This window comes from Faecalibacter rhinopitheci (assembly GCF_015234135.1).
Classification (GTDB): Bacteria; Bacteroidota; Bacteroidia; order Flavobacteriales; family Weeksellaceae; genus Empedobacter; species Empedobacter rhinopitheci.
Genome location: NZ_JADGIK010000001.1, coordinates 187,363 through 211,399 on the forward strand (window position 1 = coordinate 187,363; position 24,037 = coordinate 211,399).

A 24,037-nucleotide genomic window follows, 5' to 3' on the forward strand; every position below is an offset into this window, starting at 1 on the left:
AAAACAACTTTTAGATAAAATAAAATTTCCTATTTATACTTATTGGCTTAGATTTTGTTGCGTAATTTTCAAACCTAAAACAATGAAAGACAATAAGAAAATTGAACAAATTAAAAATCATTTAGTAGATAATGATAATAAAGTGCTATCTACAAATGATGGAATGCCTATCAATGACAATAACAATAGCTTAAAAGCTGGTGAAAGAGGTCCATCTCTACAACAAGTTCATATTTATTTAGATAAAATGATGCACTTTGATCGCGAAAGAATTCCAGAACGTGTAGTACATGCTCGTGGAAGTGGCGCTCATGGTGTTTTTGAAATGAAAGAGGATATATCAGATTTAACTATTGCTAAATTCTTACAAAAGGGTACTAAAACACCAGTTTTTGTACGATTTTCTACAGTCGCTGGTTTTAAAGGTTCTACAGATTTAGCAAGAGATGTAAGGGGATTTTCAGTCAAATTCTACACAGAAGATGGTAATTATGACTTAGTTGGAAATAATATCCCTGTATTTTTTATTCAAGATGCAATGAATTTCCCAGATTTGGTACATGCTGTAAAACCAGAACCTCACAATGAAATGCCACAAGCAGCATCTGCACACGATACATTTTGGGACTTTATTTCCTTAATGCCAGAATCTGCTCACATGATTATGTGGGTAATGTCTGACCGTGCAATTCCTAGGAGTTTACGAATGATGGAAGGTTTTGGAGTTCATACTTTTAAATTAGTAAACAAAGAAGGTAAAGGTTCGTTCGTTAAGTTCCATTGGAAGCCTAAACTTGGTGTACACTCAGTCTTATGGGATGAAGCGCAAAAAATTTCTGGGTTTAATTCAGATTTTCATCGTGAAGATTTATGGGAAAATATTGATAATGGTAATTTCCCTCAATGGGATTTAGGACTTCAAATTATACCAGAAGAGGATGAACATAAATATCCTTTCGATCTTTTAGATGCTACCAAAATAATTCCTGAAGAATTGGTTCCTGTACAAATTGTGGGAACAATGACGTTAAATAAAAATCCAGAAAACTTTTTTGCAGAGACAGAACAAGTAGCCTTTGATCCTGGCCGATTAGTTCCTGGAATAGATTTAACAAATGACCCATTATTACAAGGTAGAATTTTTTCTTATATGGATACTCAAAACTATCGTTTAGGAGGTCCAAACTTCCATGAACTTCCTATTAATAGATCTATCAAACAAAAACATAACAATCAAAAAGACGGATTTAGTAGAACTGATATTTTAAAAGGTGATGTAAGTTATTTTCCAAATAGTAAAGCTTCAGGATGTCCTTATCATGCTATGTTAAAAGGAGAAGAAATTGGTTTTGAATCTCATAAAGAAAAATTACAAGGAGAAAAAGTAAGAGCTAGATCATCTTCTTTTGCTGATCATTTCTCACAAGCAACATTATTTTTTCAATCTCAATCAGAAATTGAACAATTACATATAATTAATGCCTTATCATTTGAACTAAGTAAAGTTAACGACCCAAAAATTAGAGAAAGGCAAGTTGCAATATTAAATCAAATAGATAAAAATTTAGCAAAAAAAGTTGGAGATAATCTAAATATTACGCCAAAAGATTCTTTAGATGATCTAACATTAAAATTTGCTAGACAAAATCATCCTGAGTATCCTTTACCGACTAAACCACAAGAAATACAGAAGTCGGAGCCACTTAGTATGAAAATTGAAAAAGGAGAAGGTACAATCGAAACCCGCAAGGTTGCATTTTTAGTAGATGATGGTGTATCTAAAGAAAGTGTTGATCAATTAAAGAATGTACTTGAAAGTGAAGGTGCTGAGGCTGTTCTTATTTCAAGTAAAGTTGGCCCTTTAAAATACAAAGAAGGTGACATTGAAAATATTCAAAATTCTTATTTAACTGATGCTTCTGTTTTGTACGATGCTTTTTATACTCCAGATGGTGATTCAGTTGAAAAATTAAGAAACAATAATGAGTATAAAGAATTTATCAAAGATGCATTTAAACATTGTAAAGTTATAGGCTTTGATAAACATGCTTCATCATTACTAAAAGATTTGGATCTTGAAAAAGATGATGCTATAATAATTGCAGATGATGAAAACTGGATCAAAGATTATATTGATACAATGAAAGGCCACCGTTATTGGAACCGAGAATTAAACATGAAAAAATAAAAATAAAAACGCTTTCGAAAGGAAGCGTTTTTATTTGTAAAGATCTATATATTTGGAAAATGAATAATTAAATTAATCTTTTTTGAAAAAATTACAATTAATTACAGACAAACTTATATTAATTCCATTTACCAGAAAAATTTGTGAAAATATATTATTGAATGATTTTACTGAACTAGATAATTTGGGTCTAAAAAAAGGAATTAAATGGCCAGATGCTGAAATTCTTGATACTTTACCCCGTATTATAAAAAATTTATCAAAATTAGATTATCCTACAGGTTTTGAATCTTGGATGATAATTAAAAAAGATACCAAAGAAATTATTGGAGATGCTGGATTTAAAGGTGTTAATCGAATAATTAAAAGTACAGATATTGGATATGGAATAATTGAAGCTGAACGGAGAAAAGGTTATGCAGAGGAAGCAGTAAAAGCACTAATAAATTGGGCTTTTGAAAATGAGGACTTAGAAGATATTACAGCCTCATGCTACCTAGATAATATAGGATCAAAGAATTTATTAGAAAAACTAAATTTTGAGGAAATAGAACGGAATGATGAATTTATATATTGGTTATTGCCTCTAAATTCTAAAAAAAATATCCACTTATAAGTGGATATTTTTTATTATTTAAATAAATCTAAGATTTCATTTTTTGTTACTTTCCCAAAATAATTAGTTAAATCAATTGTTTCAAATAAAGCATTTAACTCATTATAATCGTGATTTTTACCAATTAATAAAGCTTCAAAATCTTCGATAGATTCTGATGCGAAGAAGTCACCAAAAATTTTAGCTTTATTTATAGTTCCACCACGTTCAACATCCAAATGTACTTCAATAAAACCAGCAGGAATTTTCTTTGCATTTTTGAAATTATACTTCGGTGAAAATCCAAAATTCCAATCCCACGTATTATATTTTTCATTAATTAATTTTGCAATTCCATCGAAATCTTCCTGTGTTAGTGTATACATGTAAGCTCCTTCAGTAGTGTCTTCTATCTCCTCTATCAATAATTCTTTCAGATCTTCAGCATTCATTTCTGAAGGAAGATATTCAATTAAGTTAATTACTCGAGCTCGATTAGACTTAACAGCTTTGTCTACAAACTTCAAAGGATTGACCTTTAAGGCATCAGCCAAAACACTCATATCAGAGTTAAATAAAATAGTACCATGTTGTATCATTTTACCATTCCGTGCTAATTTAGCATTTCCACTAAACTTACGCCCTTCTACTAATAGATCATTCCTTCCTTCTAGTTTAGCTGGAACATCTAGTTCGTTCAATATTCTAATTACTGGTGCAGTAAATGTAGAAAAATCCATAAAATCATTTTTACCTAATAAAGTATGAAATGAAAAATTTAAATTTCCTAAATCGTGGTATACTGCCCCTCCACCAGACATACGTCTTACTACTTTAATGCCTTTTTCTTCTACATAATCTAAGTTAATTTCAGCTAAAGTATTTTGGAATTTTCCAACGATAATTGACGGAGCATTAATATATAGCAGAAAAATGTCCTCTGTAGGATACTTGTATAAAAGGTATTCTTCTAAGGCGATGTTAAAATAAGCATCATGAGAAGGCGAATCTATAATTAACATAAAATTGTTTTTACAAAAATAGTAATGATTTATCCAATTAGAAAGTGAAACGATTAATTTGGGAAAAACAAATTAGCCTTAATTCATTTAAGTATTTAATTTTAAATCACTTACATTTCAGGTATAAAAAAAGCTACCATTAAGGTAGCTTTTTTATATCGTTAAAATATATTATTTTCCTTCAATATTATTTGCAGCATCCATTGCTTCAATAACTTCTTGAGAAACTCCTGTATTACTGTAACCACCATCGTGGAATAAATTCTGTAATGTTACTTTAGAAGTTAAATCAGAGAACATTGTTACGATATAATTTGCACAATCTAATGCTGTAGCATTTCCTAGTGGAGACATTTTATCAGCAAATCCCATAAATCCTGAGAAACCTTTTACTCCATTACCTGCAGTTGTAGGTGTTGGAGATTGTGAAATTGTATTTACACGAACTCCTCTTTCTTTACCCCAGAAATATCCGAAACTACGTGCAATTGACTCTAAATATGCCTTATTATCAGCCATATCATTATAATCAGGGAAAGTACGTTGAGCAGCAATATAGCTTAAAGCTAAGATAGACCCACCTGTATTCATTGCATCTTTATCCCAAGCAGTTTTCATTACTCGGTGAAAAGAAACAGAAGAAATATCCCATCCTTTTGTTAACCAATCGTAATTTAAATCTGTATAATGTTTACCTTTTCTCACATTTACACTCATTCCGATTGAATGTAAAATAAAGTCGATTTTACCAAATTTAGCAATAGCTACATCAAATAATTTATTTAAATCTTCCATTGATGTTGCATCAGCTCCAACAACTTCAGATCCTGTTTTTTCAGCTAAAGCATTTAATTCACCCATTCTTAAAGCTACAGGAGCATTTGTTAAAATGAATTCAGCTCCTTCTTCGTGACATCTTTCAGCTGCTTTCCAAGCAATTGAATTTTGATCTAATGCACCGAAAATGATTCCTTTTTTACCTTTAAGTAATCCGTATGACATAGTATTTTATTTTTCATTTCAAATGTAAGAGAAAAATTCAAAATAAACCGTAAAGTTTATGAACTCTCGTTATTCATGCATAATAAATCTGTACAACTTTGCCGCAGAACATTTGACTTACAAATATTTAAGATTTAACCAAATGTGATTTTATCTAATTCAGCCATATTTTAAAAATTTGATTGATATTATTGTTTTAAAATAAATATTCAATATCCTAAAATATAATTTACATTTACAACCCTAAATACCAATAAACTATGTATAAAATATATCCGGAAAAGCGATATAATGAAACATTAGATCTTTTAAAAAAATTTGTTGCACCTAATGATATAATACTTGATTTAGGAGTTAGAAATCCATTTACGAAGGTAATGGAGGAAAATAATTATAAAATAATCAACACAAAGGGTGAAGATTTGGATTATCATTATCATGATTTAAGAAATATTGATGCTACCTTTGTGACTGCATTAGAAATTTTGGAGCATTTAGTAAATCCTATGGAAGTTTTAAGGAATTTACCTGGCGATAAATTATTAGCTACAATTCCGATGCGTTTATGGTTTGCACCTGCATATAGAAGCAAAATTGATCCTCGCGATGTTCATTATCATGAATTTGAGGACTGGCAATTTGATATGTTATTAGAAAAAGCTGGATGGAAAATAATCCACCGTCATAAATGGACTCATGGCTCTAATAAAATAGGTATAAGACCAATTTTAAGAAAAATTACACCCAGATATTATGCCGTTTACGCAGAACGAATCTCAGATTTTAAATTTAAATAAATATACGATTGTAATTCCCGCTCATAATGAAGAGGAATATATTCGTACAACATTAGATAGTCTTGTTAACCAGACTGTGCTCCCCTACCAAGTAATTGTAGTAAATGATCATTCTACTGATAAGACTCAATTAATTGTTGAAAAATACGCTTCTCAATACGAATGGATAAAATTATTGAACCGAGTATCTAAAGGAGAACATCAGCCAGGTAGCAAAGTTATACAAGCTTTTCTAGCAGGATATGAAATTGTAAAAAAAGATTATGATTTTATCGTAAAATTGGATGCAGATTTGGATATTCCACCTCATTATTTTGAAACAATATTAAAACATTTAAATTCCAATCCAAGAATTGGTATGATTGGTGGATTTGCATATATTGAAAAAAATGGGCAATGGATTTTAGAAAACCTTACAGACAAAGATCATATCCGAGGAGCTTTTAAAGCATATCGCAAATCAACGTATGAAGAGATTGGAGGATTACGCCCTCATATGGGTTGGGATACAGTGGATGAATTACTATGTAGATATTACAAATGGGAGATTAAAACAGATGAATCTCTTAAAATTAAACATCTAAAACCAACAGGTGCAGTATACTCTAAAAGTGCATTATATAAACAGGGTTCTGCATATTATGCTTTAGGATATGGGTTATGGATTACAATCATTGCTGCAACAAAATTATCTTTTAAGAAAAGGAAATTATCTTACATCGCATATTATATAAATGGTTATATACAAGCTTGGAAAGATAATCAACCAAAGATGATCAATGCTGATCAAGAAAAATTTATTAGGAATTATCGTTGGATGAAAATGAAGCAAAAATTATTTTAATGAAAGGAGTCATCGCTATATTATTGTTTTTCTTTACAAGTTTAGTTTTTGGTCAAACAAAAATAATCACTGGTTCTGTGATTATTGAACAAGGAGACGAATATCTACCTCCATCTGGTATTCGTGTAGAAAATCTACGTTCGTATGGGAAAACACTTACAAATAGCGAAGGCCACTACTCCATTCCTGTTTCTATTGGAGATACTTTACAATTCTCAGCAGGATACGTTGTACCTAGAAAAATTGTAATTAATAAAAATTTATTTGACAAAGGTGTATTACAAGCGCATTTGGATATTGAAACCATAGAATTGGGTGAAGCTGTTATTGGAAAATTAGATAAAAATCTAAACAATAATCTCCGAATTAGACGAGATCTGAAAGGAGATATTTATAATCAAATTGGACTAGATCAACGTTTACGAGATTTAGAACCTAAAAAAGATATCTCGAAGTTTAAAGCTACTGATGTAATGAATCCGTTAAGAATGATTGGACATTTGAACGGATTTTACAAAAAACAACGTAAAATTCAATTATTTGAACGTAAACAAAATATCTTGAATGAGGTTATTAACTATTTTCCAGATGAATTCTTTATTAACTACTTGAAAATTCCTGATCATAAAGTCCAAGAATTTTTACAATATGCAGATACAAAAATAAACTTAAAATCAAAAGTGATGAATAGACAATTCGAACTCATTGGTTTAGAATTAGAATCTGTAGCAGTAGATTATTTAAAAGAGTTAAATCAATCTTAAATTTATCATAAAGAGTCATAAATACTTTTTAACTCACTTTTTTGGTGCGATATTCGACATGTAGGTAAATACACTACTACCCATATGAAAATATATATTTTATCTTTTGTGTTGCTATTCTCAAGCTTTATTTATGCACAAAATATCACCGGAAAAGTTCGTTTTGATGAGGATTACTATAACGATGATTTCTTAAGCGGAATTGTTATCACTAATACTAGAACTCAAAAAACAACACAAACTAATGAATTAGGTGAATTTACTATAGAAGCAAATACCTCAGATCATTTACTTTTAACTTCAGCATATATCGTAAAAAGAAATATCCTAGTTGGTGAAAAATCATTTCAACCAGATTTTACCATTTTTGTAGATCCTAATCTTATTCGATTAGGTGAAGTCCGATTACATAATATGAATAGAGATGTTGAAAAAAACATTAAAAAATCGGATGATGAAATGAATAAACTTTATAACAATTTAGGCTTAGATCCTAATATTCGGTTTTTAGATCCCAAAAAAGATGTTTCAAAATTTAAAGCAACAGATTTGAAGAATCCATTGCGCTTATACGAATATTTTACCGGTAAAAATAAAGATGAAAGAAAAATTAGAGCTTACGAAAATCAATTTAAAATGCTAGATAGTATTGAAGATTTATTTGATACAGAATTCTATGTAAAAGACTGTGGGCTTCCTGAATATAAGATAAAAGAATTTATTCGTTGGGTAAACTCAAAACAAGATCTCTCATTAATGCTTAGACAATCTACTACAGAAATGATAAAAGATGTATTTTATCAAAGAAGTTTCGAATATAAACGATTATTAAATTTAAAAAAATCTTAATTTTTAGAGAATATTCTTTTGAACATTTTATCTTAATCTATTCTTTAACTTATATTCGCATTAACTATTAAACGAAGAATATAAGACATATGTCTATACTTATTAAGCATTTTAGTAAACAGCTATTATATATATTTTTTTTGACCTTTTCTTTCAGTCTATTTGCACAGCAAAAATGGGTACAAGGTAATATTATTATAGACAACTCTAACGAAATTGCAGAAGGTGTTTATGTTACAAATAAACGTACAAAACATACCACAAAAAGCAATTTTGCAGGTATATTCTTTCTACAGGCACAAGTAAATGACACCATTATATTTCAATCCGAATGGTACGAAAATAGGAATATAATACTTAAACCACTTCTATTTTCTAAGGATCAAATCGTTGTACATTTGGGTATGCAGACTATTAATCTCGGTGAAGCATTAATTTCTAGAAAACTAACAGGAATCCTCGAAAAGGATGTTTATCTTGGTAAAAAAGAAGACGACGTTACAAGATTATATCGTATACTAAATGTAGATCCAGATGTAAAACCAATGAAAGATACATCTGCTCTAAAAGCTGGTTTGCTCGATGGTGATATTAGATTAACTGGACTAGACGTTGGTAGAATGTTTGACGTATTTTCTGGAAATCTAAGAAAAAGAAAAGCCTTAATTGATTATGAAAGTCAATCCTATAAAATTTCTGAAATCAGATCTTATTTTGGTGACAATTATTTTAAAATCGAGTTGAATATTCCATCTTACAAAATAAATGAGTTTATTCTTACAGCAATCAAAAGTTCTGAAAATCCTGATTTATTTGCAAATCAAAACTACTTTACGCTTCAAAGTGTTTTAAAAGATTATAGTGAAAAATATCTTTCTGATTTATTCAAGTCAAGAATTAATAAAGATTATAAAGAAAAAGTGACTGATCAAGAATTATATATTGGTGTCGAATTAGATTCAATACCAAAAGATTAAATAAAAAAAGAGAACTATTAATAGTTCTCTTTTTTTATTTATATATATAAGTAATTATTCATCCAAATCGTCCAATACACTTTTAAGAATATTACAACCTTTTATAATATCCTCGTCAGATATATTAATTGGTGGCGTAATTCTTAAATTTTCAATACTATACATTAAAAAGAATAATATTAATCCCCTATTCATACATTCTGAAGTAACTCTTAACGCATACTCAGGAGAGGACAATTCTGGCGCTAACATTAGTCCACGACCATGTATTGTTTTAATCTTTGGATGTTGCAAATTTTCACGAAATAGTGCTTCCTTACGATCTATATCTTGCATTAGAGTAGTTTGTTCCAACTCTTCTAATAGAGCTAGTGCAGCAGCAGCAATCACTGGATTCCCTCCAAATGTAGTAATATGACCTAATTGTGGGTTTTGCTTAAAAGTTCCCATTATTTCGTCTGAAGCCATAAATGCTCCGACCGGCAAACCACTTGCCATACCTTTTCCCATTGCTAAGATATGTGGCGTAACACCATAATGCTCGAAGGCGAATAACTTACCTGTACGACCAAAACCTGGCTGAATTTCATCAAAAATTAATTTCGCTCCAACCTCATCACAGCGATTTTTTAATTTCTTTAAAAAATCATTTAAAGGAACTCTGAAACCAGAAGCGCCACGAATAGTTTCAACAATAACACCAGCTGTTTTTGTTGTTATACGCTGCAAATCCTCTTCATTATTGAATTCGATAAAATATACTTCTGGTAATAATGGTCTAAAGGCAGCTTTTTTTCTTTCATCTCCAGAAACACTTAGAGAACCATGAGTGTTCCCATGATAAGCATTTTTAAAAGATATAATTTCTTGACGCCCTGTTGCTCTCTTGGCCAATTTAAGAGAAGCTTCTATAGCTTCAGTTCCTGAGTTAACCAAATAAACTTGGTCTAAACCTTCAGGCGTCATTTCTACTAACTTTTTACATAACTCGACAGGTTTATCTTGTGCATACTCACCATAAACGGCTACATGCATATATTTATTGACCTGACTAATAATTGCTTCATTTATTTTAGGATGACTATGTCCTAATGTATTTACAGAAACACCAGCTACAAAATCTAAGTATGCTTTCCCATCTTTTCCGTAGATATAAGAACCTTTGGCGTAATCGACTTCAAAACCTGAAGCAAAATTTGTAGTTTGAGCTTGGTATTTAAAAAAACCTTCTTTTAAATTTTTCATTATTTTAATATCAAGAAAAGACCTACTCCTGCAGCAGCATAAGCAGCAACTGTAAAAGCGTCTGATCTTCCTTTTGAGAATTGTCTAACTTTTAAGTCTTGTATATCTTTTTCGTGAAATTTTAATTCCTGTTTAGGTTTTCCTTTCACATGGCCAACGATAGTATCGCCTTGCCATTTTACAGCTTCCATTTTATAGGTTTTATCAAAAACATTAAGTTGGTAATAACCTTTTTCTTTGATAATAGATTTTGTAGATATATTATCTGAAGAGTTGTTTGTTCCTATATCATCTTTTTTTGATGTACGACTATCTATAATATTATCTCTAGATGTTCTTACTTTTGAGTCAGAATCTTCTATCGATTCATTTCTATTGATATTAGCTCTTCTTATATTGTTATCCTGTAATTGTTTAAGTTCTGTAGCATCATTTTTTTGTGCTAAAGCGGCTTCAGGATCATACGTTTTATAAGAATAACAACTTGTAAAAATCAATGCAGAAAACAGTATTAATGAAAATTTATTCATGAATGTAATAGTAGTGTTAGGAATCAAATATAAAGATTAATCTGATTTGGTTTGAAAAATATCTTGCCATTTTTTAAGACTTTCACTAAATCTCCATTTAAAATCTGGTAAATACCTTAAATCTTCAGGAAATTTAGATTCAGGATAAGTTTTCCCAGAAGCTTTTATACGACAAGCGATTAATTCCATTTGTTTACTTACTACATCTGCTTCTATTATTCCACAATAAGTAATATCAATACCGTAACGTTCTTTTACTTTCGTTTTTTCATCTTCATCATCCATGTAACTTAACGCTACTGCATTCCCTACAACTCTTAGAAAATCAATCTGATCTTCATAAAAAATTGCAGTCATATCTTTTCCTTTGATTTGATTAAATTCATTTTCTTTTAGAGAATCTACCTTTGATATTGCAAAAGCATTTTCTAAAATATTTATAGAATCTAACTTATTAGTTTTCGGATTTGTATATAATTTGATGAACTTCCCTGAAATTTGATTTTCACCAGAAAATAATAAAGGATCTTTATGAAACTCCATTTCTCCATTAGTTCTATTATAGACTAAAGAATCTGTTTTACCATTGATATTCGACTTATAAAAACGTGCATTATGATATGCTCTAACAAGAGTTGTAGAATCTTTATCAGGTCTTCTTACAACCATCAATGTATCTGCGTGGATATAAAGTGAATCCTTTTCAAAAGCTCTTACAGCATATGCATTTTTTGTAACATAAGCCGAATCCTGATTTCTGAATGCCTCTGCAAAATCACCTCTGATAAACATTTTCTGCTCCGGATCATCTAGGAAAACACTATCAGTAGCTTTTCCATATCCAGTTTTTTCATTTACATAAATGCTTTTCGCAGTTAGTTTTTTACCTTGATAAAAAATTTCAGAGAAATTTCTTAACCAAGCTTCTCCAGTTTTTTTATTAAAATCACCATCTTTTGTAATGACATATTGCGAGGGATCTTTACGTGATGTAATTTTGGAATAATCTCTAAAAGTTGTTACACCTGTTTTATCATTCGTGGTCATCTTACGCGAATAGATCATATAATCCTTAGATGTAATGTACACTTCAGCATTAAAAACGGCACTTTTATTACCTACATTATATACCACATCCTTTCCTTCTACAATAGTACCATCAGCATCTATTGTTTTATAATTCCCGGGAACAGTTACAGTTTCACTTTTTCGGTTATAAAAAATCTCATTACTGTCTATATTATTGCCTGGACTTCTAACTACAACATTTCCTAATGCATGCGCAATTTCTGAAGTACGATTATACTCCATAAAATCTGCATCTACAGAGGATGTTGCATCTTTAAATTTTACATTATCCCAAGCTTTTACTATTGTTGTAGTGGCATCATATTCCATTTTTTTTGCAGTAATGGTCTTGTCTTTACTTACTAAACGAACATTAGACCAAACGATTGCTTTATCCTTGTTTTGATAATAAACTGCACTGTCACAATAAAGTAAATCGCCGTTATATTCCAACATTACATTTCCATGCAATAACTGATTTCCTTCGTAATCTGTTGGATTTCTTTCGGCAACATCAAAGTTTTTAAGATTTAGTTTTGATTTTTTTGGCGTTTGTTGAGCTAAAGTCATCAACGAGACAAAAATCATTAAGATCGAAATATGTAATTTCATCAACTTATTTATTCTTTTTCCCGTAAAAATATAATGAATGATTCTCGATTTTTATATCAAAAATTTCTTCAATTGTCGCTTTAATAGTTTGGATTCTAGGATCACAAAATTCTAATACTTCTCCTGTATCAGTTAATATAATATGGTCATGATTTTTATCAAAATATGATTTTTCATAATGTGCTTGCTGATCCCCAAATTGGTGTTTACGTACCAATTTCGCATCCATTAATAACTCTATCGTATTATATAAAGTGGCACGACTTACGCGATATTTTTTATTCTTCATTTTGATATACAACATATCGATATCAAAGTGGTCATCTGTAAAATAAATCTCCTCTAAAATAGCATATCTTTCAGGTGTTTTACGGTGTCCATTATCTTCTAAGAACTTTGTAAAAACCTGTTTTACTGTTTCGTAATTACTTAATTTTACTGATTCATCTGTCATTATAGAAAATTTGCCGTAAATATAGGAATTAAAACTGAATCTAAATAAGCTATTTGTCACCTTTTAATAAATGATTAAACCAAGTTTAAAAATGGTTTTTAGAGGAAAAATACTTAAATCAGAATCTATATTCAATTTTAAATAAATTTATGCTTACTATGTAAATTAATCTTGAAAGGTTTAAATTTGCCCCGATGGATAATTATTTAGACCTTTTAAATGAGCCGCAACGTAAAGCGGTGGAAGCTACAGAAGGACCTGTAATGGTGATTGCCGGTGCAGGCTCAGGAAAAACACGTGTACTTACTTACCGTATCGCACATTTACTAAATAAAGGTGTTGATGCTTTTAATATTTTATCTCTAACGTTTACCAATAAAGCGGCAAAAGAGATGAAAGAAAGGATATCTAGCGTTGTTGGTCATAGTGAAGCTAAAAATCTATGGATGGGAACTTTTCACTCCGTTTTTGCCCGTATTTTAAGAACTGAAGCTCCCCTATTAGGTTACCCTTCAGATTTTACAATTTACGATCAACAAGATGCAGTTTCAGTAATGTCTAAAATTATTACTGAAATGAATTTAGATAAAGATATTTATAAACCAAAACAAGTCTTGGGACGAATATCTCAATATAAAAATAATTTGATTACTGTTCGTGCATATATGAACAATCAAACTTTGATAGAAGCTGATGCTGAAGCAATGAAGCCTCGCATGGGAGATATTTATCAAGCATATGTGGAACGTTGTTTTAAATCTGGAGCAATGGATTTTGATGATTTATTATTACGTACAAACGAAATTTTAACACGTTTCCCTGATGTTTTATCAAAATACCAAGAACGCTTTAAATATATTATGGTTGATGAGTACCAAGATACCAATCATTCTCAATATTTAATCGTTAAAGCACTAGCATCTCGCTATGAAAATCTTTGTGTTGTTGGTGACGATGCACAATCTATTTATGCTTTCCGAGGTGCTAACATCAGAAATATTTTATCTTTTCAAAAAGATTATCCGGACGCTAAATTATATCCACTTGAACAAAATTATCGTTCTTCTGATACAATAGTACAAGCAGCTAACAATATTATTAGTTATAATCAAGATCAGTTAGAAAAAAATGTTTGGACTGCAAATGACAAAGGTGATAAAATTGCTGTATATCGTGCACTTTCTGATGCAGATGAGGCACGCTACATTGCCTCACAAATTTGGGAGAGACAAATTAGCGAACATTTGCAACCAAAAGATTTTGCCATATTATATCGTACCAATGCACAGTCTCGTGCATTAGAAGAAGCATTGCGTAAAAAAGGGATTAGTTACCGTGTATTTGGCGGAACGTCATTTTACCAACGTAAGGAGATTAAAGATATGGTCGCTTACATGCGATTATTAATTAATCAAAATGATGAAGAAGCATTCTTGCGTGTAGTAAATTATCCAGCTCGCGGTATAGGACAAACTACCATATCAAAATTATTAATTGCAGCGGATCAACAAAAACTAACTTTATTTGATTTAGTTGACAATATTACATTGTTAGCTCCTACAATTGGGATAAATAAAGGTACAGCTCTTAAATTGAATGATTTTATTCTTTTAATTAAGCGTTTTCAAGTCATGCTTAAAACACATGATGTGTATGAAGTTACGATGGAAATGGCGAAAGCGACAAATTTTTTAAATGCTTTAAAAGAAGATTCAACACCAGAAGGAATATCTCGTTTAGAAAATGTACAAGAGTTAATGAACTCTATACAAGGTTATGTAGAAGAACAACAACAACTAGAAGATGGAGATTCATCTCTTAGTGGATTCTTAGAAAACATTGCCCTAGCAACTGATGCAGATAATGAAGATGAAGACGACAATAAAGTAAATCTTATGACGGTTCACCTTGCAAAAGGATTAGAGTTTCCTATTGTATTTATTGCTGGTTTAGAAGAAAATTTATTTCCATCAATGATGGCGGTTAATACGAGAGCAGAACTGGAGGAGGAACGTCGTTTATTTTATGTTGCGCTAACTAGAGCAGAGAAAAATGCATATTTCACATATTCTGTTTCAAGATTTAGATGGGGTAAAATAATTGATTGTGAACCTTCTCGATTTTTAGAAGAAGTTGACGACCAATTTTTAAGTTGGAAGAACTTACATATTCCAACACAACGAAATAACAGTGGACTAAGTTCAGATTTATTTGGAGATACACCTACTTCACCATCTCAGTCTCGTTCATATCCTTCTGAACCTAGAGCTAAAAGTGTTGCAAGACAACATCCAAATGCAAATAGACCAGATCCTATTAAACCTAAACAAAATTTCAAACCGATTGATCAAGCGAAAAGTGCATCTACGAGTAGTGCTAATCATCTAGGTCTTATGATAGGACAGCATGTAGTACACGATAGATTTGGTCGCGGTGTAGTAAAAGACTTACAAGGTGACCCATCTGATATGAAAGCAATTATACATTTTGAGAACGCAGGTGAAAAGAAGTTATTATTAAATTTTGCCAAACTTAGAATTATTTCATAATCAACTATATTTCTAAAAGCATACTAAATTGTATGCTTTTTTTCTATAATGTTAAAAAATATTTATTTTTTTAAAAGAATATTTATTTTTTTTAACCAAATTGCGGTAACAAATTATACACAAAAACACATGGACACTATTATTAATGCGGTCAATAATATCGTATGGTCTAATGCACTTATTGCTCTTTGTGCAATTACAGGAATTTATTTCTCATTCCGAACTGGTTTTCTTCAGTTTACTTATATCAAAGACATGATTAATTTATTATTTAGTGGGAAAAAGACTGACAAAGGAATTACTCCTTTTCAAGCATTTTCACTTGCTATTTCAGGTCGTGTTGGTACAGGAAATATTGTTGGAGTTGCGACAGCAATTGCAATGGGAGGCCCTGGAGCAGTATTTTGGATGTGGTTTATAGCTCTTATGGGAGCATCATCTGCATTTATTGAAGCAACTTTAGGTCAATTGTATAAACAAGAAATTGATGGTGAATATAGAGGTGGTCCTGCTTATTATATAGAAAAAGGATTGGGAGTTAAATGGTATGCTATTTTATTTGCTGTAGTAACCATTGTAAGCTGTGGATTCTTATTGCCTGGAGTTCAAAGCAATAGTATATCTTCTGCTATGAATAATGCATTTTCTGTTGATATACCAATAATTGCAGGTATTCCAATCAATTATTTTGGGCTAATTATAGTAGCATTATTATCCTTGATTATATTTGGAGGAGTAAAAAGATTAGGTCAAGCATCAGAATTTATCGTTCCATTTATGGCCGGTGCATATATTTTAATGGCTCTAATAATTATTAGTTTAAATATAAATCAAGTTCCTGAAGTATTACGACTAATTATAAGTTCTGCATTTAAAATGGAATCCCTATATAGTGGAATTTTTGGATCAGCAGTGGCTTGGGGAATAAAAAGAGGTATATACTCTAACGAAGCGGGACAAGGTACCGCTCCACATGCAGCTGCAGCTGCAGAAGTTAGCCATCCAGCTCAACAAGGTTTAGTACAAGCATTTTCAGTATACATCGATACATTGTTTGTTTGTACAGCGACTGCTTTCATTATATTATTTACTGGACAGTATAACGTGATTGATGAAACAACAGGAACATACATCACCCAAAATCTAAAAGATGTAGATTACACAGGATTTACTCAAGCAGCAGTAGCACATCATTTTCCAGCATTTGGAAATGGATTTGTAGCATTTGCTTTGTTCTTTTTTGCATTCACAACAATTATGGCATATTATTATTACGCTGAAACTAATATTACTTATATCTTTAAAAATAGAAATACGAAGTTATACATTTGGATATTAAGAATAGGATTTTTAGCTGGGACATATTATGGTACTATAAAAACTGCAGAAACTGCTTGGGCCATTGGTGATATAGGTGTTGGACTTATGGCTTGGGTTAACATTATTGCAATTTTACTTCTGAGTAAAACAGGTATTAAAGTTTGGAAGGATTATAAAACGAAACGTAAAGCTGGGATTAAAAATCCAACATTTAATTCAAAAGAATTAGGCATTAAAAATGCTGATTTTTGGGAAAAATAAAAAGTTTAAAAAAAAGGAACTTCAACTGAAGTTCCTTTTTTTATTTTTATAAAATAAATTCTATGGTTTAATTAATTTATAAAAATTAAGCTTTCTTTGTATTGAACAATTATGGTGCTTGAATAAATTCTAAATTTATCAATAATTTGATTTTATCAGCAACCACTAACCCACCAGCTTCTGTAGTGCTAGACCATGATAAACCGAAATCTTTACGATTTAATACGCCTTCAAATTCAAAGCCAGCGCGCTGATTTCCCCATGGATCTGTTATAACACCACCAAAATCTACATCAAGTTCTATTTGTTGTTTAATACCTTTAATTTCTAAATCTCCAACAATTTTACCATTTGATAATCCGGCTGAGGAAACAAAAGATATTTTTGGATATTGATCTGCAGAGAAAAAATCATCTGATTTTAAATGACCATCACGATCAGCATTTTTTGTGTTTATTGAATCTACATCAGCAGTAAACCCGAATTGAGCACCTTCAAAGTTATCAGAACCATTTTCAATATAAGCGTTAAAAGTATCAAAACTACCCGTTACAGTAGAAATTACCATGTGTTTTACTTTGAATTGTACTTCTGAATGAGAAGCGTCTAAATTCCATTTTGCCATTTTTTTATATGTTTAAGGTTGTTTATATTATTAAATATTCACTTCAATTAAAAGCATGTATTTTATTTAATGTGAATATATTAAGATTATTTTTTAGGTGTAGCAAATTCTAAATTTGATGTTAATGTAACTACATCTCCAACAACTGCTTCTGGAAAAGTTGTTCCTATATTAAAATCACTTCTTTTAATTTTTCCTTTAATTGTAAATCCATAAGTTTTTACACCTTGATTATCTACGCTTCCATTATAAATTAAATTTAATGCCACAGGTTTTGTTACACCATTTAAAGATAAATCTCCCATTAATTTATAATTATTTCCTTTAACTTTTGAAATAGTTTTTGAAGTAAACTCTAATTTAGAATTTTTAGAAGCGTTAAAAAAATCTGCAGATTTTAAATGATTATCACGTGCTTCAATTCCTGTATTTATAGAATTAACATCAGCAACCACATGGAATTTAGCATCTGTTAAATCAACCTTTGTAAAGTTTAAATGAACATCAAAATTCTTAAATTCACCTTCAACATCTGAAATTGTCATATGTGGAACAGAGAAGCCTAATTTTGAATGTGCTTTATCATTTGTATAATTTTGTGCAAATGTAGAAACAGATGCAACTAGTAACATTGCAGATAATACTAATTTTTTCATATATATTGTTTTATTGATTAAATATTGATTGGACAAATGTATTTTTTAATTTTTCACTTTATCTTGATATAAGATAAGAAATGAAATATTTTTTGTTACAATTGAAATTAGATAATTCAATAATCAATTTATATTCCAAAAATAATTGAATATCAATCAATAAAAAAAGCACTCTATTTTAAATAGAGTGCTTTAAATTTTATTTTACTGGATTAAAATACCAATATGTTGAAATCTTCTTAGATTTATCTTTTTCTCTTTCCACTTCAAGCTTTTCCGGAGAAGCTTGAGGTAACAAAGACAATTCTTCTGATCTTTCTAAATCATTTAGAATTTGTCTTAAAGGATAACCTTTCTTACGATCATGTGGAAAATATCCTTTTTCAATTAAAAAAGGCATTAAATCCTTCGTTTTAACTCGTTCTAAGTTATTTTCTACTAAATAAGCTTGAATATCAATACTCATTTGTTTTACGATTTCACGATCGATAGGTTCGTATGTATTTGTTTTTTTCATATAAAATTTACCAGTTACCATTCATTAATGTAAGAATCATAGGTCCCTCAGAAGTTACAAGAATTGTATGCTCATGTTGTGCAAAAACTCCGGGTTCGTTCCCAATCATAGTCCATCCATCCGCTTGTTCTACTGCTTCGTACGAATTTTCAGAAATAAATGTTTCTAAGGCTATAACAGAGTTCTTACGAAAACGTCGTTTATCGTCTGGATCTCTAAAATTTAATAAATCTAACGGTTCTTCATGCAATGATCTTCCCACGCCGTGACCAGTTAAATTTTCAATAACACTATAACGATGTTTTTTAGCTTCTTTTTCGATTATTCCACCAATATCAGCAATTTTCACTCCTGATTTTACAGCCGCAATTGCTTTTTGTAAAGCTGAAATAGATGCATTAACAATTTTTTGGTATCCATTAACGTCTTCTCCCACAACAATAGAACCTCCATTATCTGCCCAAAAACCGTTTAACTCACCCGAAACATCAATATTAATTACATCACCTTCTAACAAAATTTTGTCTGCTCTAGGAATACCATGACAAATTTCTTCGTTAACACTTAAGCAAGTATATCCAGGGAATTTGTAAGTCTCAAATGGCGCAGATTTACAACCAAATTTTGCCATAATTGTTGCACCGAATTGGTCTAGCTCTAATGTAGACATTCCTGGTTTCACATAATCTTTCATCTCTTTAAGAGTAATGGCAACAGCTTCACTCACTGCTTTCATTCCAATTAACTCTTCCTCCGTTTCTATAATCATTGCTTACTAATTTTGATTTCATCTGAAATCGAGGGCAAATTTACGGCGAATTCTACGGAAATACTATTAATTTAAATAAGAATAAATGATCTTAGGATAAAGTACTTTACAAAACACTTATAAATATTATCTTTATCTATAGTTCTAAAATTTTGAATTAATAAAATGTTTAATTTTAAGGAATTATTTAAATTCTTAAACTCAGATTTGATAACACTACGCCTATTTAAACCGAAATTTACTTTTTCTAGAACTCGCAAAATCAATTACATCTGTTTATTATTAATATCTTGTATTTGGTTTGATGTTTTTGTATTAGAGAGTAAACATTCATACATGTATTTTATATTATTTTTAGTTTGTGCTGCACTAACTATAATTGGATCTCTATTTAGACTTAACAATTTAAAAGAAATCAAACAACCTCAAGGTAATTTTATAGGACAAATTTCTCTGGATTTTGAAGAAATAATAGTGAGAACTTCAGTAAAAGAACAGATTAAAATACGTGATATAAAAAACATAGATATTAATATCAGATCAATAAAAGGACAGTATGATGGATATTCTACGTCTAAATTTTATTATGAAAATGGATTATCCAACGGAACTGAAAACTTTATTATAATGGTATTAAACAATGGAATAATCAAAAAATATCAATTTGAATATATTCCGGAAATTAGCTTTTTATTGAACCAAAAATTGATAGAACATTATTATAAAATTGGGATCATGGATTATCTAAATTGCGTTGATATTTTAGGTTTAGATAAACGAGAAGATTGGGAAAAATTTAAAAAATTAAGAACATAAAAAACTCCGTAAAATTGACGGAGTTTGTATATTTAATCTGCATCGTAAATTAAGACGCGTTTTGCTAATTTGTTTGGTCCATTTAAGAACGCAATATGTTCTGGATGCTTTTGGTAAGTTTCAAATTGTTCCATTGTTTCGAAAGCTGCAAACAAAGAGAAAGAATACGATGCATCGATTACATCTCTTTCAATAGCAGCTGGTGTTCCAACATGAAAAAATGCTGAAGGTGCGATTGATTCTAAATCCAATAAAGCTTGGTGAAATTTCTGCTCTTCTTCTGCTGTAGCGTCATCTTTTAACCAAAAAAGTACATGGTGTGCTAACATATTTTTATTTATTTAATTATTGTTTTAATTCAAAGGATATCTAAAAACTAAATTTAAAGGTTTGTAAATAAAATCCTATTTCTTCTCGAACAAATACAATTGAGTACCTGATGTATTGTAAGAGTATAAATTATTACCTTCCAATGCCATTGTTTTGTTTGTTACATCAATCACAGAAATATACTTTTTAGAACCATATGAAATATAATTTTCTTTTTCTTTTGTAAGAGGATTTTTCCCAAATTCTAATTTATATTTTTCCCAATTTACTTTTTGAGAATCACAATGTATAGTTTTAAATTTTGATTTTTTAGATTTAAACTCCATTACATCAATTTCTTCATTACAATTAGAATTATAAGCTACATTGGCTTGTTTATCATTATTATAATCTTTAAAACTACCGTTGTAAATTCCGACTAATTTCCAAGAACCGTTTAGTTTATCTTCACTGATTTTACCTTTCGCCTTACTTACAGTCCAACTTACGGCCTTTACCGTACCTTTAACAACTCCATAGCTAACTTTTGCTACAGTTTTTACAGCATTAGCAGCAGTACTTACAACACAAGATTGTAGAACGATAAAAGACAATAAGAGATAGAATACTTTTTTCATAGTTTATATTTTAAGTTTATAGTTAAATTAATTTTTCAATTGTATACGGTAACAACAGGTGTATGTTTCACTGGGAATTTGCAAGAATTTGCAATAAAACATAAATCATTTGCTTTTTTATGTAAATCTATCGCGAGTTGTTTCATGGTCTCATCCTTTATTACAACTTGTGGATTTAAAATTACTTTAGAAATTTCGCCACTACCATTCGAATTGAGCTCCAGGATAGCTTCAGCATTGTCTATGTAAGAAATAACTTCAATATGATGAATGCTACAGCAATATAAGTATGACATCATGTGACAAGATGATAAACTTGACAATAATAGTTCTTCTGGATTATACAAGGAGTGATCTCCTTTAAAGGCTTTCGCAGCAGAAATTTGTAATTCTTGCTTCCCATCTACTTTTATAGAATGATTTTTAGTTTTACCTCTTAACTTCGGATTTCCACTCTCATCTTTTGAACACCAGTTTAAACTAATTTTAAATGTATGTTGATCATTCATCGATTTACTAATTTACGGATTGAAAGAGGAATTATTTTTTCCATCAATCAATTACTTCCCAAAAATACATTAAAATACACATTCTATTAATTGTTAAATCGAAATAATAACATAAATATTAATAGTTCAAAATCTATATCATATATATTTAGGTTCAGATATATCTTTTATTTTAACTTTGGGAAGTAGAATTATTGTTACTCTGAACAGAGTGTTTTTTAATAAAAATAAATAGTAGAGGTGAGCTGGAGTGTTTGTGAAAGTTGTTTAGGAAGAGGTAAAAAAAACCGTAAAATAAGTAAAAAAGCAAGATCTAATTTTGAGTTTGCTTATGCAACATATTTACAAAATCCAATTGAAAATAATATACCTATTACTCCCACTCCTTCGCAATATCCTTGTCCAGCATGTGATGGTTCAGGAATTATAAAAACCTCAACCTATCTCACTGCAAATAATTCACAATTTCCCCACGTATCCATAATTGGGCTAGGAATTGGCGGGATAGCACTTGCAGTTGCATGTTTGCATAGAGGAATTCCATTTACAATTTTTGAAAAAGATTCAAGTTTTGCTTCTCGCTCGCAAGGCTATGGGCTTACGTTACAGCAAGCTAGTAAAGCATTAAAAGCATTAGGAATTGTAGAATTAGATAATGGAATCATATCTACTCGCCATGTTGTACATAATGTTGCTGGTGAAATACTAGGAGAATGGGGACTAAGAAAATGGTTACCAGAAGAAAAAAATATTAAAGAAAAACGTTCTAATATCCATATCGCTAGACAATCTTTAAGGCAACATTTAATTGATCAACTTGAAGATAAAAAATTAATCTGCTGGAATCATAAATTTATATCATATAACCAAGATGAAGCAAATAGAATGAGGATAAGTTTCTCTATCGATGGGAAATTTAAACAGTTGAAAACAGATCTTATCGTAGGTGCAGACGGAATACGAAGTAGAGTTCGTCAGCAATTATTTCAAATAGAACTTAAACCATTGCGTTATTTAGGTTGTATTGTAATATTGGGAATATGTTCATTAGATAAATTAGAGGATATAAATTCACCTTTACTCGATCTTGCAACTGTTTTTCAAACAGCAAATGGAATCGAGCGTATATATGTCATGCCTTATTCAGAAAACAAAATAATGTGGCAATTAAGTTTCCCTATGTCTGAAAAAGAGGCTATACAGTTAAGTAAAAATGGACCTAATTCGTTAAAAAAAGAAGCTATAAAACGTATTAATTGGCATTCTCCAATACCAGATATATTACGACACACTGAAGAATCATTAATCACTGGGTATCCAGTTTATGATCGAGATATATTAAATAACGAATTAAAAGAAAGTAATTTACCTATAACACTTATTGGTGATGCTGCTCATCCTATGAGTCCATTCAAAGGTCAAGGAGCAAATCAAGCTTTATTAGACGCATTATCTTTGGCACGAACTATTTATATAAAATGCAAAACTACTAATTGGAAAGAAGAGAATATTAGAGATATAATTTTAAATAATTTTGAAAAAGAAATGTTTGATCGGACTACTATTAAAGTAAAAGAATCTGCAAAAGCTGTACATTTCCTTCATTCTCAAGACGTTTTACATATTAGCGATCAACCACGTAGAGGTCTTTAGTTAGCTTTTTGATTTTTATATTTAAAATATAATATTAATAATACTGTATTAAAAAAAGTAGATACCCCATTAGAAATAATAATTGGTGTTTCATTTTTCATCATACCATAAATAACCCAAAGAAATACACCAAGTGTAGTTATAGAAATCATTAATAACGATAAGTTTTCAACTTTCTTTTCTTTAAATACTTTTATAACTTGTGGAAGTGCAGCAACAGAAGTTAACAATCCTGCAATGCTTCCTATAATTAATTCCATAGTAAAATTTTTAGTAATTATTTCAATTTTACAAAATTATCAACATAGATATTTAATACATAACAATTTAATATTAAACATCTTGCCACTTCATTAAATCATCTATTTCAAATAAAACAAATTACTATATAAGCAGGTTGATTTTATTAAAATAGTTATAAACAGCGATTTTTATTAAACAGTAAATCTATATATTTATCAATGTTAA

At 30.1% G+C, this 24,037-nt stretch carries 25 protein-coding genes; 11 read left to right on the top strand and 14 right to left on the bottom strand.

Annotation, left to right across the window (positions count from 1 at the left end; genetic code table 11):
- Positions 1 to 82: 82 nt before the first annotated feature.
- Positions 83 to 2,188: a catalase gene (locus tag IM532_RS00875; RefSeq protein ID WP_194181559.1), complete on the top strand. Its 2,106-nt coding sequence runs from the start codon at positions 83 to 85 to the stop codon at positions 2,186 to 2,188.
- Positions 2,189 to 2,270: 82 nt separating this feature from the next.
- Positions 2,271 to 2,804, top strand: a complete 534-nt coding sequence (locus IM532_RS00880; RefSeq protein WP_194181560.1) for a GNAT family N-acetyltransferase — start codon at positions 2,271 to 2,273, stop codon at positions 2,802 to 2,804.
- Between the two features lie 14 nt (positions 2,805 to 2,818).
- Here the strand turns inward: IM532_RS00880 and IM532_RS00885 are convergent, their stop codons facing one another.
- Together IM532_RS00885 and IM532_RS00890 are read right to left on the bottom strand one after the other, a co-directional pair.
- A complete protein-coding gene (locus IM532_RS00885; protein ID WP_194181561.1) occupies positions 2,819 to 3,805 on the bottom strand; it encodes a lipoate--protein ligase in 987 nt (328 codons plus the stop codon).
- A gap of 171 nt (positions 3,806 to 3,976) precedes the next feature.
- Entirely contained in the window at positions 3,977 to 4,807 is an 831-nt protein-coding gene (locus IM532_RS00890) for an enoyl-ACP reductase FabI (RefSeq protein WP_194181562.1), read from the bottom strand.
- 260 nt (positions 4,808 to 5,067) lie between these two features.
- On the opposite strand from IM532_RS00890, the gene IM532_RS00895 reads away from it, so the two are divergent.
- From IM532_RS00895 to IM532_RS00915, 5 genes are all read left to right on the top strand, one after another.
- Complete coding sequence (locus IM532_RS00895; protein ID WP_194181563.1) at positions 5,068 to 5,604, top strand: methyltransferase; 537 nt, start codon at positions 5,068 to 5,070, stop codon at positions 5,602 to 5,604.
- Positions 5,561 to 6,448 (top strand): glycosyltransferase, encoded by an 888-nt coding sequence (locus IM532_RS00900; protein WP_194181564.1) that lies wholly within the window; start codon positions 5,561 to 5,563, stop codon positions 6,446 to 6,448. The genes IM532_RS00895 and IM532_RS00900 overlap by 44 nt, the downstream gene beginning before the upstream one ends.
- The gene (locus IM532_RS00905) at positions 6,448 to 7,212 is read left to right on the top strand and encodes a hypothetical protein (RefSeq protein ID WP_194181565.1); all 765 of its coding nucleotides are present in this window, start codon (positions 6,448 to 6,450) and stop codon (positions 7,210 to 7,212) included. Before IM532_RS00900 ends, IM532_RS00905 begins: the two co-directional genes overlap by 1 nt.
- Positions 7,213 to 7,296: 84 nt before the next feature.
- Positions 7,297 to 8,061: a hypothetical protein gene (locus IM532_RS00910; protein ID WP_194181566.1), complete on the top strand. Its 765-nt coding sequence runs from the start codon at positions 7,297 to 7,299 to the stop codon at positions 8,059 to 8,061.
- Positions 8,062 to 8,201: 140 nt separating this feature from the next.
- A complete protein-coding gene (locus IM532_RS00915) occupies positions 8,202 to 9,038 on the top strand; it encodes a hypothetical protein (RefSeq protein WP_194181567.1) in 837 nt (278 codons plus the stop codon).
- A 54-nt stretch (positions 9,039 to 9,092) separates the two neighbouring features.
- On the opposite strand, the gene IM532_RS00920 is transcribed toward IM532_RS00915, so the two are convergent.
- From IM532_RS00920 to IM532_RS00935, 4 genes are read right to left on the bottom strand one after another with little or no spacing between them, the layout of a single operon-like run.
- Entirely contained in the window at positions 9,093 to 10,283 is a 1,191-nt protein-coding gene (locus tag IM532_RS00920; protein WP_194181568.1) for an aspartate aminotransferase family protein, read from the bottom strand.
- Complete coding sequence (locus IM532_RS00925) at positions 10,283 to 10,813, bottom strand: hypothetical protein (RefSeq protein WP_194181569.1); 531 nt, start codon at positions 10,811 to 10,813, stop codon at positions 10,283 to 10,285. Before IM532_RS00925 ends, IM532_RS00920 begins: the two co-directional genes overlap by 1 nt.
- A 36-nt stretch (positions 10,814 to 10,849) precedes the next feature.
- The gene (locus tag IM532_RS00930; protein WP_194181570.1) at positions 10,850 to 12,493 is read right to left on the bottom strand and encodes an OstA-like protein; all 1,644 of its coding nucleotides are present in this window, start codon (positions 12,491 to 12,493) and stop codon (positions 10,850 to 10,852) included.
- Between the two features lie 4 nt (positions 12,494 to 12,497).
- Complete coding sequence (locus tag IM532_RS00935) at positions 12,498 to 12,947, bottom strand: Fur family transcriptional regulator (protein WP_194181571.1); 450 nt, start codon at positions 12,945 to 12,947, stop codon at positions 12,498 to 12,500.
- Between the two features lie 194 nt (positions 12,948 to 13,141).
- On the opposite strand from IM532_RS00935, the gene IM532_RS00940 reads away from it, so the two are divergent.
- A complete protein-coding gene (locus IM532_RS00940; protein ID WP_194181572.1) occupies positions 13,142 to 15,496 on the top strand; it encodes an ATP-dependent helicase in 2,355 nt (784 codons plus the stop codon).
- 129 nt (positions 15,497 to 15,625) lie between these two features.
- Entirely contained in the window at positions 15,626 to 17,077 is a 1,452-nt protein-coding gene (locus tag IM532_RS00945) for an alanine/glycine:cation symporter family protein (protein WP_194181573.1), read from the top strand.
- A gap of 109 nt (positions 17,078 to 17,186) precedes the next feature.
- Here IM532_RS00945 and IM532_RS00950 read toward each other — a convergent pair whose 3' ends face one another.
- The 4 genes from IM532_RS00950 to map form a co-directional block, all read right to left on the bottom strand.
- Positions 17,187 to 17,702 (bottom strand): YceI family protein, encoded by a 516-nt coding sequence (locus IM532_RS00950; protein WP_194181574.1) that lies wholly within the window; start codon positions 17,700 to 17,702, stop codon positions 17,187 to 17,189.
- A gap of 86 nt (positions 17,703 to 17,788) precedes the next feature.
- A complete protein-coding gene (locus IM532_RS00955; RefSeq protein ID WP_194181575.1) occupies positions 17,789 to 18,358 on the bottom strand; it encodes a YceI family protein in 570 nt (189 codons plus the stop codon).
- A 199-nt stretch (positions 18,359 to 18,557) separates the two neighbouring features.
- On the bottom strand, positions 18,558 to 18,875 hold the full coding sequence (locus IM532_RS00960) for a hypothetical protein (RefSeq protein WP_194181576.1): 318 nt from the start codon (positions 18,873 to 18,875) through the stop codon (positions 18,558 to 18,560).
- A 7-nt stretch (positions 18,876 to 18,882) separates the two neighbouring features.
- Positions 18,883 to 19,644 (bottom strand): type I methionyl aminopeptidase, encoded by a 762-nt coding sequence (gene map / locus IM532_RS00965; RefSeq protein ID WP_194181577.1) that lies wholly within the window; start codon positions 19,642 to 19,644, stop codon positions 18,883 to 18,885.
- Between the two features lie 336 nt (positions 19,645 to 19,980).
- Here map and IM532_RS00970 point away from each other — a divergent pair, with 336 nt between their 5' ends.
- The gene (locus IM532_RS00970; RefSeq protein WP_194181578.1) at positions 19,981 to 20,460 is read left to right on the top strand and encodes a hypothetical protein; all 480 of its coding nucleotides are present in this window, start codon (positions 19,981 to 19,983) and stop codon (positions 20,458 to 20,460) included.
- A 32-nt stretch (positions 20,461 to 20,492) separates the two neighbouring features.
- On the opposite strand, the gene IM532_RS00975 is transcribed toward IM532_RS00970, so the two are convergent.
- The 3 genes from IM532_RS00975 to IM532_RS00985 all read right to left on the bottom strand — a co-directional run bounded on the left by IM532_RS00975 (position 20,493) and on the right by IM532_RS00985 (position 21,916).
- Positions 20,493 to 20,789, bottom strand: a complete 297-nt coding sequence (locus IM532_RS00975; protein WP_194181579.1) for a Dabb family protein — start codon at positions 20,787 to 20,789, stop codon at positions 20,493 to 20,495.
- A 75-nt stretch (positions 20,790 to 20,864) separates the two neighbouring features.
- Positions 20,865 to 21,407: a hypothetical protein gene (locus IM532_RS00980; protein WP_194181580.1), complete on the bottom strand. Its 543-nt coding sequence runs from the start codon at positions 21,405 to 21,407 to the stop codon at positions 20,865 to 20,867.
- A gap of 35 nt (positions 21,408 to 21,442) precedes the next feature.
- Positions 21,443 to 21,916, bottom strand: a complete 474-nt coding sequence (locus IM532_RS00985) for an OsmC family protein (RefSeq protein WP_194181581.1) — start codon at positions 21,914 to 21,916, stop codon at positions 21,443 to 21,445.
- 240 nt (positions 21,917 to 22,156) lie between these two features.
- Between IM532_RS00985 and IM532_RS00990 the strand changes: the two genes are divergently transcribed.
- Positions 22,157 to 23,569 carry an FAD-dependent oxidoreductase gene (locus IM532_RS00990; RefSeq protein ID WP_317172964.1) on the top strand — a complete coding sequence of 471 codons (1,413 nt, stop codon included), beginning with the start codon at positions 22,157 to 22,159 and terminating at the stop codon, positions 23,567 to 23,569.
- On the opposite strand, the gene IM532_RS00995 is transcribed toward IM532_RS00990, so the two are convergent.
- Positions 23,566 to 23,829, bottom strand: coding sequence for a SemiSWEET transporter (locus IM532_RS00995; RefSeq protein ID WP_194181582.1), 264 nt, complete (start codon positions 23,827 to 23,829; stop codon positions 23,566 to 23,568). The two genes, IM532_RS00990 and IM532_RS00995, sit on opposite strands and share 4 nt — an antisense overlap.
- Between the last annotated feature and the right edge of the window lie 208 nt (positions 23,830 to 24,037).